The following is a 16454-nucleotide window of genomic DNA, read 5'->3' as shown; positions in this document are numbered from 1 at the left end:
CGGAGTCGGGCTTATCAAGCCTTGCGCGGGGGCAGGGCGGGGTATCGTCTCAGGACGCGCTGGCCTTGAGCTTCGACGAACGCGCGGGGCCTTTGGGCGTGGGCGGTTCTGGCCGCGGCCGTCTGCCGGTGAGTTCGGCCCAGCGCTTTTCCAGCGCGCCTTCGGCCATCGGCTTGATGGACGTGCCCGAACTTTGCGCGTCCCACGTCTGGACCGAAAAAGGATGCGTGCGCAACGCCTCGCGCGGGATCACGACACCTTGATGTGCGTCGACCAGCCAGTCGTAGACGAAATCGATGCACAGCCGGTAGCCGCGCTTTGTCGCCGGATCGGGGACTTCGTAGGGCGCGCGCATCACGTAGCCCGAGCCGAAGATGCCCTTCGGCTCCTGCGCCACCCGATGCAGGAAGACACGGTCGCCAGGCTGGATGCCGCGCGCGAAGCCGCAGCCCCAGACGTCCAGCACGGCTTCGCCGGCGGCGACCCGCTTCGCCACGCTGGGCAGTTCGGGCCACGGCCACTTTTTGGGGCTCCAGATCAGCAGGAAGGCGGTCATGGCGGATTGGGTTCAAAGGGGGCCGACGTGCTGGCCGGCGGGAAAGAAAGGCACTTTAACCGATCGCCGGCGCGGGCTGAATCCCGTACGTCGCGTCGATTGAGGGGCCGGACCGCGCACGGCGCTTTTAAGCGTCGCGTATAATGTTGAGACCCCTAACCCCGTCGTACCCGCTGTTCGCCGATTCCTGCGGCGAGCCGCTTCATCCGGATTCCCATGTCTCACGCTGCCAGAAGCGGGCACGATCGCCGGCTGATTCTGTTGCTCGGTGCGCTCGCCGCATGCGGGCCGATCTCCATCGACATGTATCTGCCGAGCCTGCCGTCGATCGCACACGCGTTCGCCGTCAGCGCGGGCGCTGCGCAGTCGACATTGACCAGTTTCATGCTGGGCTTTTCGATGGGCATGCTGCTGTATGGCCCGCTGTCGGATTCGTTCGGGCGGCGGCCGGTGCTGCTCGGCGGCATCGTGATGTACGTGCTCGCGAGCGTCGCCTGCGCGCTGTCGTTCTCGATCGGCTCGCTGATGACGTTCCGCTTCGTGCAGGCGCTGGGCGCGGGCGCTGCATCGGTGCTGGCGCGCGCGATTGCCCGCGATGCCCACGAGCCCACCGAAGCCGCGCGCGTGCTGTCGATGCTGGCTATCGTCACATCGATCGGGCCGCTGCTCGCGCCGCTGATCGGCGGGCAGTTGCTGCTGCTGGGCGGCTGGCGCGTCGTGTTCATCGCATTGACGACGTTCGGCACGGTGTGCGCGGTGATGGCGTTTCTGCGCGTGCCGGAAACCTGGCCGCGCGAGAAGCGTGCGAGTTCGGCGGTGCTGCAGTCGTTCGCGGCTTACGGCAAGCTGCTGCGCGATCCGGTCGCGTGGGGGCACATGCTGTGCGGCGGGATGGCGTTTGCTTCGATGTTCGCGTACATCACCGCGACGCCGTTTGTGTACATCGAGTACTTCCATGTATCGGCGCAGCATTACGGCTTTCTGTTCGGCCTGAACATCATCGGCATCATGTTCGGCAACTTCATGAATACGCGGCTCGTCGGACGGCTGGGGCCGCTGCCGATCATCTCGGTTGCCGCGGCTATCAGCTGTGGCGCGTCGCTGTTCGTTGCACTCGTATGTCTGACGGGGTGGGGCGGTTTGTGGTCGATCGTCGCCGGACTGTTCTTCGTGGTCGGCGTGGTGGGTGTGCTGTCGGCCAACTGCACGACTGAGTTGATGCATCGCTATCCGCGCAACGCGGGCGCGGCTGCGGCCGTGTTCGGCGCGATGCAGCTGGCGCTCGGCGCGCTGGCGAGTTTCGCGGTCGGACTCTGGCAGGGCGGCACGCCGAAGGGAATGGGCGTGACGATCGGCGTGACGGGGCTGCTGTGTTTTGCGGGCCGGTGGCTTGTGTTGCGCTGGCACGGACGGCCGTTGCCTGGTGTGCGCGCGGCCTGACATGCGAAGGCTGCGAGACAACACGACTCGCATCTCGAACGCACAATAAAAAACGCCGGTCTCTCACGAGACCGGCGTTTTTTCACATCGGCACCGAACGTGAACTGCTAAAAGTCAGTCCTTCGCCGAAGACGCCGCGCCGTGACTCAACCAGTCGAGCACAGCCGTCGAATCATCATCTGCACGCTCGCGTACCTTCGCGACCGCTTCGCTGACTTCAGGATTCGGCATTGCGCGACGGATCGCCACGCCCACCGCCAGAATATCGATCATCACCAGATGCAGGATGCGCGAGATCATCGACAGCTGCGATTCGCGGATCTCGATGTGATCGGTTTCCAGCGCCACCGTCGCGCGCTTCGCCAGAGGCGTGTTGCTCGACGTGATCGCGATCACCTGCGCGCCCGCCTGCATCGCCACGTCGAGCACACGCAGCAATTCAGGCGCGCGGCCCGACTTCGATACCGCGACGATCACATCGCCCTTACCCAGCAACGCAGCCGAAGCGGCCTGCATATACAGGTCGCCATAAGCGATCGTCGGAATGCCGAAGCGGAAGAACTTGTAGTGCGCGTCCTGCGCGACGATGTTCGAGTTGCCGAGGCCGTAGAACTCGATCCGTCGCGCGCCGTTGAGCAGATCGATCGCCTGTTCCACATGATCGAAGTTCAGATGCTCACGCAACTGAAGAATCGCCGACACGGTGTTATCCAGCACCTTCGCGCCGAAGTCCGTTGCCGTATCGCCGAGATGCACCTGGCTGTGGCTCACCGGAATCGTGCCGGTCAAACCCGTCGCGAGCTTCAGCTTGAAATCGGACAGACCCTGGCAGCCGAGCGAACGGCAGAAGCGGATCACCGTCGGCTGGCTCACGTCGGCCTTGCGCGCGATGTCGACAATCGGGTCGTTGATGATCGAACGCGGATGATTCAGCGCGAGATCAGCGACGCGGCGTTCAGCCGGCGTCAGCGCATCGCGCATCTGGCGAATACGCTCGAACACCGCCGACGAACTGCCGCCCGCGCGATTCGACAGTTGCTCCGCGAGAATCGCCGACACGCCGAGGAACGCCGGATACTGCGCCGTGATCACATACGTCGGCACATTCGCGAGATACGCCTCGAAGCGGCCTTTCGCCTCGAAGCGCTTGCGGAACGACGACTTTGCGAAGTGTTCGCCGAGGCGCGGCACAACGCCGCCGCCAATATAGATGCCGCCAAGCGCGCCGAGCGTCACCGCGATATTGCCGGCGAAGGTGCCGAGAATGCCGCAGAAGCAGTCTACCGTCTCAAGCGCGAGCGGTTCGTCGTCTTCGAGCGCGCGCCTCGTGATCTCGGGCGCATCGACCGATGCCGCGACGCGCTTCTTGTCGCGTGCCGCCAGCGCGCGATAGATCACTTCAAGACCCGGACCCGCGACGACCCGTTCAAACGACACATGCGGCCACTTCTTGCGTGCGTATTGCAGCACGATGTCTTCGCGTTCGTCGGCCGGGGAGAACGTCGTGTGGCCGCCTTCGCTGCCGAGCGCGATCCAGCGGTCATCCGCCGGAATCAGGCCGGATACGCCGAGGCCCGTACCCGGACCGAGCAGGCCGATCACGCTGTTCTGCCGACGCTGGCCGCCGCCCACCTGCACGCGTTGCGTGTCGGTGAGACCCGGCAGCGCCATCGCGAGCGCGGTGAAATCGTTGACGACGAGGAGCGTGTCGAAGCCGAGCGCGCGACGCGTCGCTTCGATCGAGAACGTCCAGTCGTGATTGGTCATGCTGACCTGGTCGCCATCGACCGGGTTCGCAATCGCGATCGCCGCATGGTTCACGCGGCCGATCTTCGTGTCCTTCAGATACTTCTTGATGACGTCGGCGACGCCCGGGTAATCCGCGCACGGATACACGAGCACCTGCGCGATCTCACCGGGACCGGTTTCAAGCGCGAAACGCGCGTTGGTGCCGCCGATGTCTGCGAGTAGCCTCGGTCCATCGGCGTGCTGACCCGCAACCGGGACAGCCTTAGTTTGCACACCAGTAGACATCGAGTTTCACTCCCTTGTCGTTTGCCAACTTCGAGATGGCATTTTTTTGTGGCGCAGCGGCGGCCTGTTGCAGCACGTCCAGCTTGCGCGGTCCGGCGATCAGCAGATACAGATGTCCCACCTGTTGCAGCGCGGAAAGCGACCAGCTCACGCGCGCGTGCGGCGCGTTGCCCGGATGCACGGCAACGAAGTGCTCAGTCGTCGTGATGGCGTGGTCCCACTCGGGCGCGTCGGCGAAGATCGAAGCCGTGTGGCCGTCTTCACCCATGCCGAGAATCGCGACATCCGGCACGCGACGAAGAGCGTCAGCGTTGAGCGCGGCGATGTGGGCCTCGAGCGTCTCTGTGGTGTCGACCAGCGGCCAGAACGTGGCGGCGGCCGCGGCGTTCTGCAGCAACGTCTCGTGCGCGAGGCGCGAGTTGCTGGCGGCGTCGGTTTCCGGCACCCAGCGGTCGTCGACCAGCGTCACATCGAAGTGCGCCCAGTCGAAAGGTTGTGTCGACAACGTCTGCAGGAACGGACGCGGACTGGAGCCGCCGGAAACTGCAAGCGTCGCGCGGCGCGCGCCGGTCTGGGGCGCGGTCGCCTGTGCGGCGAGTGACGCATGTAACGCGTCGCCCACCGCTTTCGCCAGCGCGTCGGATTGGGCGCGTTGGTCGTCGAAAGCGTGAAGCTCGATCACTTCTCCTCCATGCTGCTTTCTTGTAGGTTTGCAGGTCGTACAGCGACCGGTTTGATGCCGTCGCCCATGAGATGCGATGCATTGCGTCTCATGGGCGGCTGCACGGTCCGGTCAACCCGGTTCAATACTTCCCAAAATGCGGCGTTGCAACGGTAAAAGGCGCGTGGACCTCCACGCGCCTCTACCGGGAATGCGACGTCAGTTCTCTTCTTCCAGCCAGCACGTGCCATGCTGCGCGAGCATCGCGCTCGACGCCGCCGGTCCCCACGTGCCAGCCGCGTACGGCTTGGGCGGCTTGTTCGAGCTGCTCCACTCATTCAGGATAGGCTCCACCCAGCGCCATGCAGCTTCCTGTTCATCGCGACGCACGAAAAGGGCGAGGCGACCGTTGATCACATCGAGCAGCAGACGCTGATACGCCTCCATCTGGCCTTCGCGGAAGAACTGGTCGAACGCGAGGTCGAGGTGGACGCTGGCGAGGTTCATCCCTTCGCCCGGCTGCTTGGCAAGACAGTACAGACGAATCGTTTCGTTCGGTTGCAGGCGGATCACGAGACGGTTCGCGCCCGGACGCAGCGCCGACGAACCCAGCGCCGAATGCGGCACCGGCCTGAAGTTCACGACGATTTCCGCGACGCGATCCGCCAGCCGCTTTCCGGTACGCAGGAAGAACGGCACGCCCGCCCAGCGCCAGTTTTCGATTTCCACCTTAAGCGCCACAAACGTTTCCGTCGTGCTGTCCGGTTTCACGCCCGGCTCGGTTGCATAGGCCGGCACCGGCGTACCGCGGATACCGCCCGCATGATACTGGCCGCGCACGGCGACCTTGCCGATTTCGCGTTCATCGACCGGTTTGAGCGCGCGCAGCACGCGCAGCTTCTCATCACGGACCGAATCGGAATCCATCGAATGCGGCGGCTCCATCGCGACGATCGAAAGCAGCTGCAGCAAATGGTTCTGCACCATGTCGCGCAGCGCGCCGGTGTTGTCGTAGAAGTCGCCGCGCCCTTCGACGCCGAGTTCTTCAGCGATCGTGATCTGGATGCTCTCGACCCACTCACGACGCCACAGCGGTTCGAACAGCGCATTGCCGAAACGCAGCGCGAGCAGATTCTGCACCGGCTCTTTACCGAGGTAGTGGTCGATCCGGTAGATCTGTTCTTCAGCGAAGATCTCGCCGACTGCATCGTTGATCGCATTCGACGAACGCAGGTCATAGCCAAGCGGCTTCTCAAGGACGATGCGGGCGTTCGCGTTCAAGCCGACCGAAGCCAGCGCATGACAGATCGGCACGAAGAGCGACGGACCCGTCGCGAGATAGAACACGCGGATGCCGGGCAGGTCTTTCACCGCATCGCGCAGCAGCACGAAATCTTCGGGTTTGCCCAGGTCGAGCTTCACATAGTCGATGCGCGCAACGAAGCTCGCCCATGCGGCTTCATCGAGGCCATTCTTCGAGACGTACGGCTTGACGTGTTCGTTGACCCACTGCAGATAACCTTCACGGTCTTCCTCGTGACGCGCGACCGCCACGATCTTGCCACTCTCGGCCAGCATGCCACCTGCACGGTGCGCTTCATACAGTGCCGGCAGGATTTTTCGCATCGACAGATCGCCGGTTCCGCCGAAGAGAACGAAGGTGAAACTTGAATCGGTTTGCATGAGTCTCCGTCGATGTCATGGGGGCCGCCAGTGGTGCGAAAAGGGCGACCGTAGTCCGATAAAATTTTTTTTGACACTGAATTGTAGTTTAACTACAATCCAAATCAAGAGGTAACGCTAATTCGATAAAAAAAGCGTGCGCTGTCGAGAGAGATGCGCGTTTTCCCGAATAAGCGAAGCGTCCTTGCATGTTAACGGACATCGTGTTTTCGCATCGCCGGCCGGGCTTTCCTGGCGGGCTTGCGGCGGCGGATGTCCGAAGCCTTGCGCGGTCCGCCCTCGAGTCTGCAGCGCGCCACAGCGGGCAGGCAAAAATCAAAAGAGGAGACAGTCAGTTGCATCCCGAACCACTCATCTTCTGAGCGTCCAGCGGCCGGATACCGGCGCGCCGGCGATGTACAAACACATCGGCTGCCCGACGTTCGACCGCCCTGTTTTGCCTGTTTGACCAAACCACCGCACCCTGTCTCTACAGGGGCATTCGTTTTTTGTTCAGGTGTCTGGAGGAGATAAGCAATGAAATTTCGCGCGATCATGGGCGCTCTGTGCGCCGCAGGTCTGATGTGTGGCGTGTCGGCAGTTCAGGCGGCCGAGTCGGTCGAAGTTCTGCACTGGTGGACTTCGGGCGGCGAATCGAAAGCCGTTGGCGTCCTCAAGGACGACATGCAGAAGCAGGGTTACACGTGGAAGGACTTCGCGGTTGCGGGCGGCGCAGGTGCGGCTGCCATGACGGCACTCAAGACGCAGGTGATTTCGGGTAATGCGCCGAGCGCAGCCCAGATCAAGGGCCCGCTGATCCAGGACTGGGCCGCTCAAGGCGTGCTGGTACCGATCGACGCAGCGGCTGGCGACTGGAAGAAGAACCTGCCGCCCGAAATCGACAAGATCATGCACGCGGACGGCCACTATGTTGGCGCTCCGTTCTCGGTCCACCGCGTGAACTGGCTGTACATCAACAAGGCAGCGCTCGACAAGGCAGGCGGCAAGGCGCCGACCACGTGGCCGGAATTCTTCGCACTGGCTGACAAGATGAAGGCCGCGGGCATCCAGCCGATCGCGATGGGTGGTCAGCCGTGGCAAGACCTGACGCTGTGGGAAGACGTGGTGCTGTCGCAGGGCGCGGATTTCTACAGGAAGGCGATCGTCGACCTCGACGAGAAGACGCTGACGTCGGACAAGATGGTTGGCGTGTTCGATACGGTTCGCAAGATCCAGGGTTACTTTGACGCGGGCCGCACGGGCCGTGACTGGAACCTGGCAACGGCGATGGTCATCAACGGCAAGGCCGGCATGCAGTTCATGGGCGACTGGGCGAAGGGCGAATTTGCCAACGCCGGCAAGAAGTCGGGCACGGACTACGTCTGCGCCGCTGTGCCGGGTACGGAAAAGTCGTACACGTTCAACGTCGACTCGTTCGTGTTCTTTGCCCAGAAGGGCCAGAAGGCTGCAACGCCGGGTCAGGTGGCACTGGCGAAGACGATCATGTCGCCGGACTTCCAGGAACAGTTCAGCCTGAACAAGGGTTCCATCCCGGTTCGTCTGGGCGTGTCGATGGACAAGTTCGACGATTGCGCGAAGAAGTCGTACGCTGATGAACAGGTGTCGATCAAGTCGGGCGGCTATGTGCCTTCGCTGGCACACGGCATGGCTCAACCGGACGCAGCAGCAGGCGCGATCTCGGACGTCGTGACGAAGTTCATGAACTCGACGCAAGATTCGAAGAGCGCAGTTGCAGCGCTCGCGAAGGCAGCGAAGACGAAGTAAGCGAAGTGATGCGCCCGGTACCTGTCCACGCAGGCGCCGGGCGTATCCTTCTGTAGCACGGTTTGTGAGTGGTTTAGCTGTGCTTCACCCTGAGTCACCTCTATGCTTGCCAGACATCGCGCGTTGCCTGCGTGACGTACCCGGCGGCACAGTTTCAGCAGGAGTCGAGTAGTGACTGCTTCTATCAGCGGAAACGGAAAGAAGACGCCTTCCGTGACCCGCCGCACGTCGCCGATGGCGGCGCTGGCCGATCGCTATATTCCGAAGCTGGTGCTCGCACCCAGCGTCCTGATCAGCCTTGTTTTCGTCTACGGTTTTATCCTGATCACCGGCTTTCTGTCGCTGTCCAATTCGCGACTGATGCCACGCTACGAATTCGTCGGTCTTGACCGATACCGCGAACTGTTCGAGAACGACGTGTTCTGGACGTCGGCTGCGAATCTTGGCTGGTTCGGCATTCCGTTCATCGGTATCTGTATTGGACTCGGTCTCTTCCTCGCCATCCTGCTCGATCAGCAGATCCGCAACGAAGGCGCGCTGCGCGCCGTGTTCCTCTACCCGATGGCGCTGTCGTTCATCGTGACGGGTACCGCATGGCAATGGATCATGACGCCGAGCGTCGGCCTCGAAAAGGTGTTCCACGACTGGGGCTGGACGAGCTTCTCGTTCAGCTGGCTCGGCGATCCTGACAAGGCGATTTTCTGCGTCGTGGTGGCGGCGGTGTGGCAATCCACTGGGTTCGTGATGGCGCTGTTCCTGGCGGGTTTGCGTGGCGTTGACTCGGAAATCTTCAAGGCAGCGCAGATGGACGGCGCAGGCTTGCCCACCATCTATCGAAAGATCGTGATTCCGAGCATGCGTCCGGTGTTCTTCTCCGTGCTGCTGATTCTCTGCCACATCACGATCAAGACCTTCGACCTGGTCGTCGCGTTGACGGCGGGTGGCCCGGGTACTTCGTCGTCGTTGCCGGCTATTTTCATGTACACGTTTTCGTTCAATCGCGGGCAACTGGGCGTCGGCGCTGCGTCGTCGATGATGATGCTTGCGACTGTTGTGGCCGTGCTCGTGCCGCTGATGTATCTGGAATCGAGGAGCACCCGCAATGCAGCCTAAGATGACGATCAGCCGCGCCGTCATTTATGCGGCCCTGGTTCTGTTTGCCTTGTACTTCCTGTTCCCGCTGTACGTGATGCTGTCGACGTCGTTCAAGGACATCGACCAGCTGCGCACCGGCAACCTGCTGACGCCGCCGACCCACTGGACGATCGATCCGTGGATCAAGGCGTGGAGCGGCGCGTGTACCGGTGTGCGTTGCGACGGCATGCAACCGTTCTTCATGAACTCCGTGCGCATGGTGATTCCGGCCGTGCTGATCTCGTCGATCGTCGGTGCGTTCAACGGTTATGTGCTGACGCACTGGCGTTTCCGTGGTGCGGATCCGATCTTCACGATGCTGCTGGTCGGCTGTTTCATTCCGTTCCAGGCGATCTTGCTGCCGATGGCGCGTTTCGAAGGTTTCCTTGGCCTGTCGAATACGACGTCGGGTCTCGTGCTCGTGCACGTGATCTACGGTATCGCGTTCACGACGATGTTCTTCCGTAACTTCTACGTCAGCATTCCGGCTGAACTCGTGAAGGCGGCGCGGATTGACGGTGCGGGTTTCTTCACGATCTTCACGAAGATCCTGCTGCCGGTTTCGCTGCCGATTTTCATGGTCTGCCTGATCTGGCAATTCACGCAGATCTGGAATGACTTCCTGTTCGGTATCGTGTTCTCCGGCGTCGATTCGATGCCGATCACGGTGGCGCTGAACAACCTCGTGAATACGTCGACGGGTGTGAAGGAATATAACGTCGATATGGCGGGCGCGATCATCGCCGCGCTGCCTACGTTGCTCGTCTACATCGTCGCCGGCCGCTATTTTGTGCGCGGTCTGACGGCAGGTGCAGTGAAGGGCTGATCGATCGGGAATTATGCATGCTGCCTTTGCGCGCGTTGCGCGCGGGTGGCCCGAACAAGGCGTTTTGCCAGTGCAGTTTGAGTGGCTGGCGGGATGCACAGGACGCAGTACAGAGACTAGAGGATTCACAGCATGGCAAGCCTTTCTATCCGTGACGTGTTTAAGACCTACCCGAACGGGGTGCCGGTTCTGAAGGGTGTCAACATCGACATCGAAGACGGCCAGTTCCTGATTCTGGTGGGCGGCTCAGGCTGCGGGAAATCGACGCTGCTCAACATGATCGCCGGCCTCGAGACCGTGACGAAGGGCGAGATCCAGATCGACGGCAAGACGGTGAACAACCTGTCGCCGAAAGATCGCGACATCGCGATGGTGTTCCAGTCGTACGCGCTGTATCCGTCGATGACGGTGCGCGAGAATATTTCTTTCGGGTTGGGTATCCGGAAGGTGCCTAAGGCTGAGCAGACGCAGATTGTCGATCGTGTGGCTAATACGCTGCAGATTACGCATTTGCTGGATCGGAAGCCTGGGCAATTGTCCGGTGGTCAACGTCAGCGTGTGGCGATGGGGCGTGCGCTGGCTCGTGATCCGGTGATGTTCCTGTTCGATGAGCCTTTGTCGAACCTGGATGCGAAGCTGCGGATTGAGATGCGGTCTGAGATCAAGCTGCTACATCAACGTCTGGGTACCACCATCGTTTATGTGACGCATGATCAGATCGAAGCGATGACGCTTGGGGATCGGATTGCTGTCATGAAGGATGGCGTGGTGCAGCAGTTTGGCGCGCCGCAGGAAATTTATGATTCGCCTTCTAACCTGTTTGTTGCCGGGTTCATTGGCGCGCCGCCGATGAACTTCATTCAAGGCAAGCTGGTTGAGAATGGTTCGGGTATGGGCATCGAGCTTGATACCGGCGCGACGCGCGGTGTGCTGAATCTGCCGTTTGATTCAGGTAAGGTCAAATCGCACGTTGGGCGTGAGGTTATTTTGGGCTTGCGCCCCGAGCGCATTACCGACGCCCGTCACGCGCATAACCTCGAAGGTGGGAAGCTGCAGCCTATCGAAGTTAAGGTTGATGTTATTGAGCCTACGGGTCCGGATACGCTGGTGTTTGCTCAGGTGAACGGCAAGCGGATTGTTAGCCGCGTGCATCCGGCTTCGAATCCGCAGCCGATGGCTAATACGACGTTGTTGTTTGATGTTTCGAAGGCCGTGTTGTTTGATCCTTCGAATGAAGAGCGGATTGCCTAAGTAACGGCTATCGCTTCAAGCTTTCGCGAGAAGTAAGCACAACCCCGATGCGTTCCAAGGCGCATCGGGGTTGTGTCTTTTTGGGTTAGGCGTTTGTTTGGTGACGTGGGTTGAAATGGGGATAGCTCCTTGCGTTGGCAGACGTTTTGGGGCCTTTGCTTTTGGTCAAGGGTTGGTCGATTTAGCTTGTGCGGGCGAACGGTGGTCTGCGGCGCGTATTTATACTTTTGATGCCATCGACACAGCGATGGCCGGGTTTGACAGCCTGAGCTAACCTTACCGGCGCACGGACGTAAGTAGCCTTCGTGTGTCTTTGCCTCTGCACGTCTATGGGCGGGCCTTGGCGAGGAGACCCCAGTGGTCTGCCGGGATTGGTAGGTGACCGGTCTGTCAACCTCGTCTTGTGCCCGCTCACCCGATTGACAGCGGAGGCGGGCTTTTGATAACCCTATCAAAGGCACATCCATGACATCAAACGCTACCTTCTCTCGCCAAAGAGTTCTCGCTCACGAGAACGCCGATCTGCTCGGAACGCTGATCGAAAAGGCGTTGCTCGCCGGCGAGCGTTATACCAAAGAGTTTTCTAAAGTCGCGGCGCTAGCACGCACGATCGGCGAGTGCGAATTGACCGCGCCGGATCGCGCGCGATTGCTGCTGACAATCGAAGAGATCGCAAGCGATGCCGAGACGAACGCGCAATTGGACGTCGATCTGTTTCAGGGTCTGCTTGCCGGGCAATTGTTGGCGGAGAACGCCGTGCGCGGAAAGAACGGGTCGCGGGAGGTTGTCGTCGGGCCGTCTACGGATACGAGGCATTGATACTGCGATGGCGGCTTCGCCGCCATCGCCACGGTTCGCAGTCTAGAGGAAAGCGATGTCGTGTTGGCGTGCGGGATGGCCCTGCGCCAGATCCGTTGGCGGGTCTGAAGTAGGGTCTCGCCGGAACCGAAAGGTAGCGGCGTGGACGCCAATTGTCCGTCCACGCCGAACGATTTCACCAATCTGTTGCATCCACCGGTTGAATCCGCAGGCCATTGCGGACGTTCGCAAGCCGTCTTGTCCCGCGCTCGGTGAAGGGGCGCTTACGAGCGAGACCTGAGACCGGAGTCAACCCGGAGCAGACGGTCGAGTTTCTTGAATTCCATACCCGATTGCTTCACACAATGGCCCAAGCGTGCCCAAGCGCGGGGCTCGCCTCGAGCGTGTCATCTGATACGACGCGAGGTCCGAGTCGGCTGCCCATCCAGCGCACTGCATCGCGTGCGCCGAATGGACAGCAGTGGGCCGGCTACTGGCCTACAAAGATCATTCCGTGCGGGGAACCCATCCCGGTATAGACCGGCGTCATTGCCCCCGTCGAAGTGTTGAGCTGCAACAGCGTGCCCTGGCCGGAGGCGTACGCCGTTCCGGCCGTAAAGCCAGCGCTTGCATCGATGCGATAGATCAACTGAGTTTTATTGTCCGACACCAGCATGAACGAACTGCCTGAAGGTGCCCAACGCGTGTCGTCCACCGGTGCAGCGTTGCCGGACAACATAAGCGGCAACACGCTCACCGACTGACTCGCACCAGGGTTCTTCAGGAACACGAGTTCGGCGTCAGCCTGACTATCGACGACCACGTTGCCGGCCGGGTCGATTGCCATCGAATCCGGATCGGTCATGTTAAGCATGACTTGCGTATTCGTTGCAATGTTCGTCGCTGCCGCATTGCCCATCAGAGCGGGCGTCAGATGAAACGTCTTGTTGTCCGGATTCAGGGTGACGGTATAAGCCGACGGCACCGAACTCACGCCTTTAGGCGCCGTTACAGTAGCGGCTCCCAGTGTAGGATGCGATGCGGACACATACACCACCCCGTTGAGCTGCTTCATGTCATCGAGTCCGCCACCATGTGCCGGCGTAACGTCAGGCGCGAGCGTTGTCTGGGTATTGGCCGTGGTATCGATCACGATCAAAAGCGGGTTCGCGTCTTCATTGGTGCTGACCCACACCGTGTGCGAATCGAACTCCATGATGCCGTCCGGGTGTCCCGGTACGTTGAACGTCTTGACGACATTGCCGTTCAGATCGTACTCGATCACCTGGCTTTGCGGCGACGTACCCGCGACTGTCGTTCCGTCCGGATTGTTATTGCTGTCTTGCGCAACGGCGAAGATGTTGCTGCCGTGCTGGACGAGATCGTCGGGCAAAAGCGTGCCGGGCGCCTTGGCAAAGACCGAAATCTTGTAGCCCGACTGAGCGGCGGTCACTGAAGCAGGGACGGCTATAGACGCGGGTGTCGCGGCGGGCGTCGATGAACTGTTGCCGCCGCATGCGGATAGCGTCGCGGCCAGACTCAGCAGGGTGACTAACTTTTTCTGAATCATTTGCATTTTCGATGATGAGATATCTTGAGGAAGTGCGGCGGGACGGCCGCGTCTTGTCAGGGCTGGGAGTTAGAAGCGGGTGCGAATGCCTGCGGTGACCGCAACTTGCGTATTCGTCGCCGACTGCGCGCCAATACCGTTGATCAACGCACCGTTCAACACGGTGCCGCTCGCGCCGTTGACATGTTGATACACGCCTTCGAGATAGAGATCCGTCCGCTTGGAGAGCGCATAGTCGCTCAGCAGGCTGATCTGGTTCCACTTGGGTTTGGCGTTCGTTGTCGCGTTGCTCAGGCGGCCATCGGTAAATGTATAGGCGCCTGAGATACGCCACGCCGGCGTCAGGTCGTAGCGCGCATTGAGTTCATAGTTGTTGAAGCTAAGGCCGCTTGCATTGCCGAACTTCGTGGGGCTCGATGGCGAGCCGGTGCTGATTGTGGTCGCACTGTCAAGCTTCGTCTGGGTCCATACCAGTCCGACGGTTGCGGCGCCAAACGAATAGTTCGCTCCCGCGCCCCAGACGCGCTGACGTTGCGCGGTGAACGGTGCGTCGGCGGACGTGCTGGTGCCGTCCAGGGCGCCGCCACTATTCACCCCGGGCTGATTGATCTCCATGTAGGCCGCCGCGACGTTCAACGGACCGGTGTTGTATGACGCGCCCAGGCTGTACAGACGGTTGTTCGCAAAGGCGCCGGCCTGGTTTGAAAAGCCATAGACGCCGCCGAACTTCAGGCCACTATAGTTCGCGCTCGCATACTTGATCGCGTTGTCGACGCGAAACGAGTTATCGAGATTATCGTTGTCAAACGGGTGAGCGAACTGGGTGCCTCCATACTGCGTGCCAGTCAGGCTCATGGGTCCAAGATAGTCGACTACCGAATCGTATTGGCGCCCTAGTGTCACTGAGCCGTACTGGTCTGTCGCGAGGCCCACCCAGGCCTGACGGCCGAACATACGGCCACCCTGGCCCAATTTTCCGTTGGTGATGCTGAAACCGTTCTCCAACGTGAAGATGGCATGCATACCGGAGCCGAGATCTTCGCTGCCGCGCAGTCCCCATCTGTCGGAATTGAGATTGCCACTGGTCGCCTGCACGTTGCTGTGACCTGTCGTGCCGCTGACATGTTGATTGTTCGTATACGTGACGCCGGCATCGAGAAGACCGTATAGCGTCACGCTGCTCTGCGCATGGGCCACCGTGGCCCACATTGCTGCAGACGCGAGAATTAGAGAATTGACTTTCACTTGATCATCCATCGGAAGTGGGGGAATTCGGCTCCTCTGGGTCATAGGAACCGCACGTCCCTTCCGGGCCCCGCCGCTGCGTCTGGTGCCTCGCCGCAAGATCCGGTAAGGGATCGAGCGAGTCTATCTTTGCAGTCCGCGCAATTTTGGAGCAACATTGAATTGCTCGATCGCCAGCAGCACCGGATTTCCACCGAAGGCTTGTACCGCTTGGCTGATACGATTGTGCGCCGTGGGAGATAAGAACTTTTTATGACGTCGCGTATCGGCTGTTCACCAGGCGCAACGCATTCAGTTCCGACAGACGAAATCGCCAATCCCGTGAACGCGCGCAGACGACAGCGCGTCATGCACTGACGGGTATGCGGCGAAATAGTGAAAAAGGCCCGCCGTGCGGCGAGCCTCCCTGACGTTACGGAGTGCGCGCGTATGCAGCTTGTGCGGCATCGTTGAGCGCCTGCCAGTTGAATCCTTCAAGCAACACCGCGAGCTGCAACGAGGACAGCGGCGCATTGCCCGCGTCCATCGGCGATCCCCTGGCGTCATCCGTGAGAGTCGTCTGCGTCTGCTTGGGCGCACTTACGGAACTGCGGTGTGATGTGACGGCCTGATCGATGGCAACGAGGCCAGTCAGGGTGGTGATGGCAAGAACGGTTCGGGTAGTGGCAGTAATGTGACGCAACATGTCAGGCCTCCATTCAAAAAAAGGGAAGTGAGCGAATTGCTTTCGCGTCATCATCAGGATAAGAGACCCAAGCTTATTGTCAGCTTAATAGCTGTAGATTTATTTCACTGCCGTCTGTGAGACCGGCGAAATCCTGCTTTCGTGAGTGACCGCTTCGGCCGAAAAGCAGTCCATCTGCCCGCCCCTCAATGCGGCAACCGTACATTCAACTTAAACGTCGCAAGCCGTGCGATGAGGATGAACCCAGTCCCGATCAACACGCTATAAACCGTATCGAAGCTCACGTAATCCAGCAGCACATAGATCCAGCACCCAACAAACGCGCAGGTAGCATAAGGCCTTGAATCCCGCAAAATCAACGGCACCTCATTGCAAACCACATCACGAATCACGCCACCGAAGACCCCAGTCAAAACCCCCATCATCACCGACGTGAACCAAGGCATCTGAGCGTCTAAAGCAAGCGACGTCCCCGACACGCTAAACAACCCCAACCCAATCGCATCTGCCACGAGCAGCACGCGCTCGGATATGACCCGCGATATCGCCTTAAAAGTCACAGGCGCAAACAACGACATCACAAAGATCACAACCACGTAATACTGATGATCGACCCAGTAAAACGGCCGCCTCTCGAGCAGCACATCCCTCACAGTCCCACCACCGAAAGCCGTAGCAATCGCCACCAAAAAAGTCCCAACCGCATCAAGCCGCCGCGTCCTCGCCTCAATAAACCCGGAAATTACATAAGCCATAATCGCCAACGCTTCCATGATGGTCAGCGCGAGCGTGAGCCTCGGATGCATC

General features: G+C 60.5%; 14 protein-coding genes. 6 read left to right on the top strand and 8 right to left on the bottom strand.

The features are described from left to right. Positions 1-49: 49 nt before the first annotated feature. Complete coding sequence (locus P3T16_RS23320; protein WP_429344035.1) at positions 50-556, bottom strand: hypothetical protein; 507 nt, start codon at positions 554-556, stop codon at positions 50-52. Between the two features lie 216 nt (positions 557-772). Between P3T16_RS23320 and P3T16_RS23315 the strand changes: the two genes are divergently transcribed. Continuing rightward, positions 773-1996 (top strand): Bcr/CflA family multidrug efflux MFS transporter, encoded by a 1224-nt coding sequence (locus tag P3T16_RS23315; protein ID WP_429344034.1) that lies wholly within the window; start codon positions 773-775, stop codon positions 1994-1996. 114 nt (positions 1997-2110) lie between these two features. Here P3T16_RS23315 and P3T16_RS23310 read toward each other — a convergent pair whose 3' ends face one another. The 3 genes from P3T16_RS23310 to zwf all read right to left on the bottom strand — a co-directional run bounded on the left by P3T16_RS23310 (position 2111) and on the right by zwf (position 6374). Further along, complete coding sequence (locus P3T16_RS23310; protein WP_429344033.1) at positions 2111-4030, bottom strand: bifunctional transcriptional regulator/glucokinase; 1920 nt, start codon at positions 4028-4030, stop codon at positions 2111-2113. Continuing rightward, on the bottom strand, positions 4008-4712 hold the full coding sequence (pgl, locus tag P3T16_RS23305; RefSeq protein ID WP_429344032.1) for a 6-phosphogluconolactonase: 705 nt from the start codon (positions 4710-4712) through the stop codon (positions 4008-4010). The genes P3T16_RS23310 and pgl overlap by 23 nt, the downstream gene beginning before the upstream one ends. Before the next feature lie 198 nt (positions 4713-4910). Beyond that, a complete protein-coding gene (zwf, locus tag P3T16_RS23300; RefSeq protein WP_429254534.1) occupies positions 4911-6374 on the bottom strand; it encodes a glucose-6-phosphate dehydrogenase in 1464 nt (487 codons plus the stop codon). A gap of 516 nt (positions 6375-6890) precedes the next feature. Here zwf and P3T16_RS23295 point away from each other — a divergent pair. The 5 genes from P3T16_RS23295 (at position 6891) to P3T16_RS23275 (ending at position 12168) form a co-directional block, all read left to right on the top strand. Continuing rightward, the gene (locus tag P3T16_RS23295) at positions 6891-8138 is read left to right on the top strand and encodes an ABC transporter substrate-binding protein (protein WP_429344031.1); all 1248 of its coding nucleotides are present in this window, start codon (positions 6891-6893) and stop codon (positions 8136-8138) included. 171 nt (positions 8139-8309) lie between these two features. Next, positions 8310-9251: a carbohydrate ABC transporter permease gene (locus tag P3T16_RS23290; protein WP_429254532.1), complete on the top strand. Its 942-nt coding sequence runs from the start codon at positions 8310-8312 to the stop codon at positions 9249-9251. After that, positions 9241-10098 (top strand): carbohydrate ABC transporter permease, encoded by an 858-nt coding sequence (locus P3T16_RS23285; RefSeq protein ID WP_429254531.1) that lies wholly within the window; start codon positions 9241-9243, stop codon positions 10096-10098. Before P3T16_RS23290 ends, P3T16_RS23285 begins: the two co-directional genes overlap by 11 nt. A gap of 132 nt (positions 10099-10230) precedes the next feature. After that, the gene (locus P3T16_RS23280; protein WP_429254530.1) at positions 10231-11349 is read left to right on the top strand and encodes an ABC transporter ATP-binding protein; all 1119 of its coding nucleotides are present in this window, start codon (positions 10231-10233) and stop codon (positions 11347-11349) included. Positions 11350-11814: 465 nt separating this feature from the next. Further along, the gene (locus P3T16_RS23275) at positions 11815-12168 is read left to right on the top strand and encodes a hypothetical protein (RefSeq protein ID WP_429344030.1); all 354 of its coding nucleotides are present in this window, start codon (positions 11815-11817) and stop codon (positions 12166-12168) included. A 469-nt stretch (positions 12169-12637) separates the two neighbouring features. Here P3T16_RS23275 and P3T16_RS23270 read toward each other — a convergent pair whose 3' ends face one another. The 4 genes from P3T16_RS23270 to P3T16_RS23255 form a co-directional block, all read right to left on the bottom strand. After that, positions 12638-13717 (bottom strand): hypothetical protein, encoded by a 1080-nt coding sequence (locus tag P3T16_RS23270; RefSeq protein ID WP_154562604.1) that lies wholly within the window; start codon positions 13715-13717, stop codon positions 12638-12640. Positions 13718-13786: 69 nt separating this feature from the next. After that, entirely contained in the window at positions 13787-14962 is a 1176-nt protein-coding gene (locus tag P3T16_RS23265) for a porin (RefSeq protein WP_168435791.1), read from the bottom strand. 412 nt (positions 14963-15374) lie between these two features. Next, the gene (locus P3T16_RS23260; RefSeq protein ID WP_154562600.1) at positions 15375-15647 is read right to left on the bottom strand and encodes a hypothetical protein; all 273 of its coding nucleotides are present in this window, start codon (positions 15645-15647) and stop codon (positions 15375-15377) included. Positions 15648-15832: 185 nt separating this feature from the next. Beyond that, positions 15833-16453, bottom strand: a complete 621-nt coding sequence (locus P3T16_RS23255) for a trimeric intracellular cation channel family protein (RefSeq protein ID WP_429344029.1) — start codon at positions 16451-16453, stop codon at positions 15833-15835. Position 16454 lies beyond the last annotated feature (1 nt).

This window comes from Paraburkholderia sp. GAS42 (genome assembly GCF_050436565.1).
Lineage (GTDB): Bacteria > Pseudomonadota > Gammaproteobacteria > Burkholderiales > Burkholderiaceae > Paraburkholderia.
Note: the sequence above shows the minus strand (reverse complement) of the source record. Positions and strands in the feature narration are given on the sequence as shown.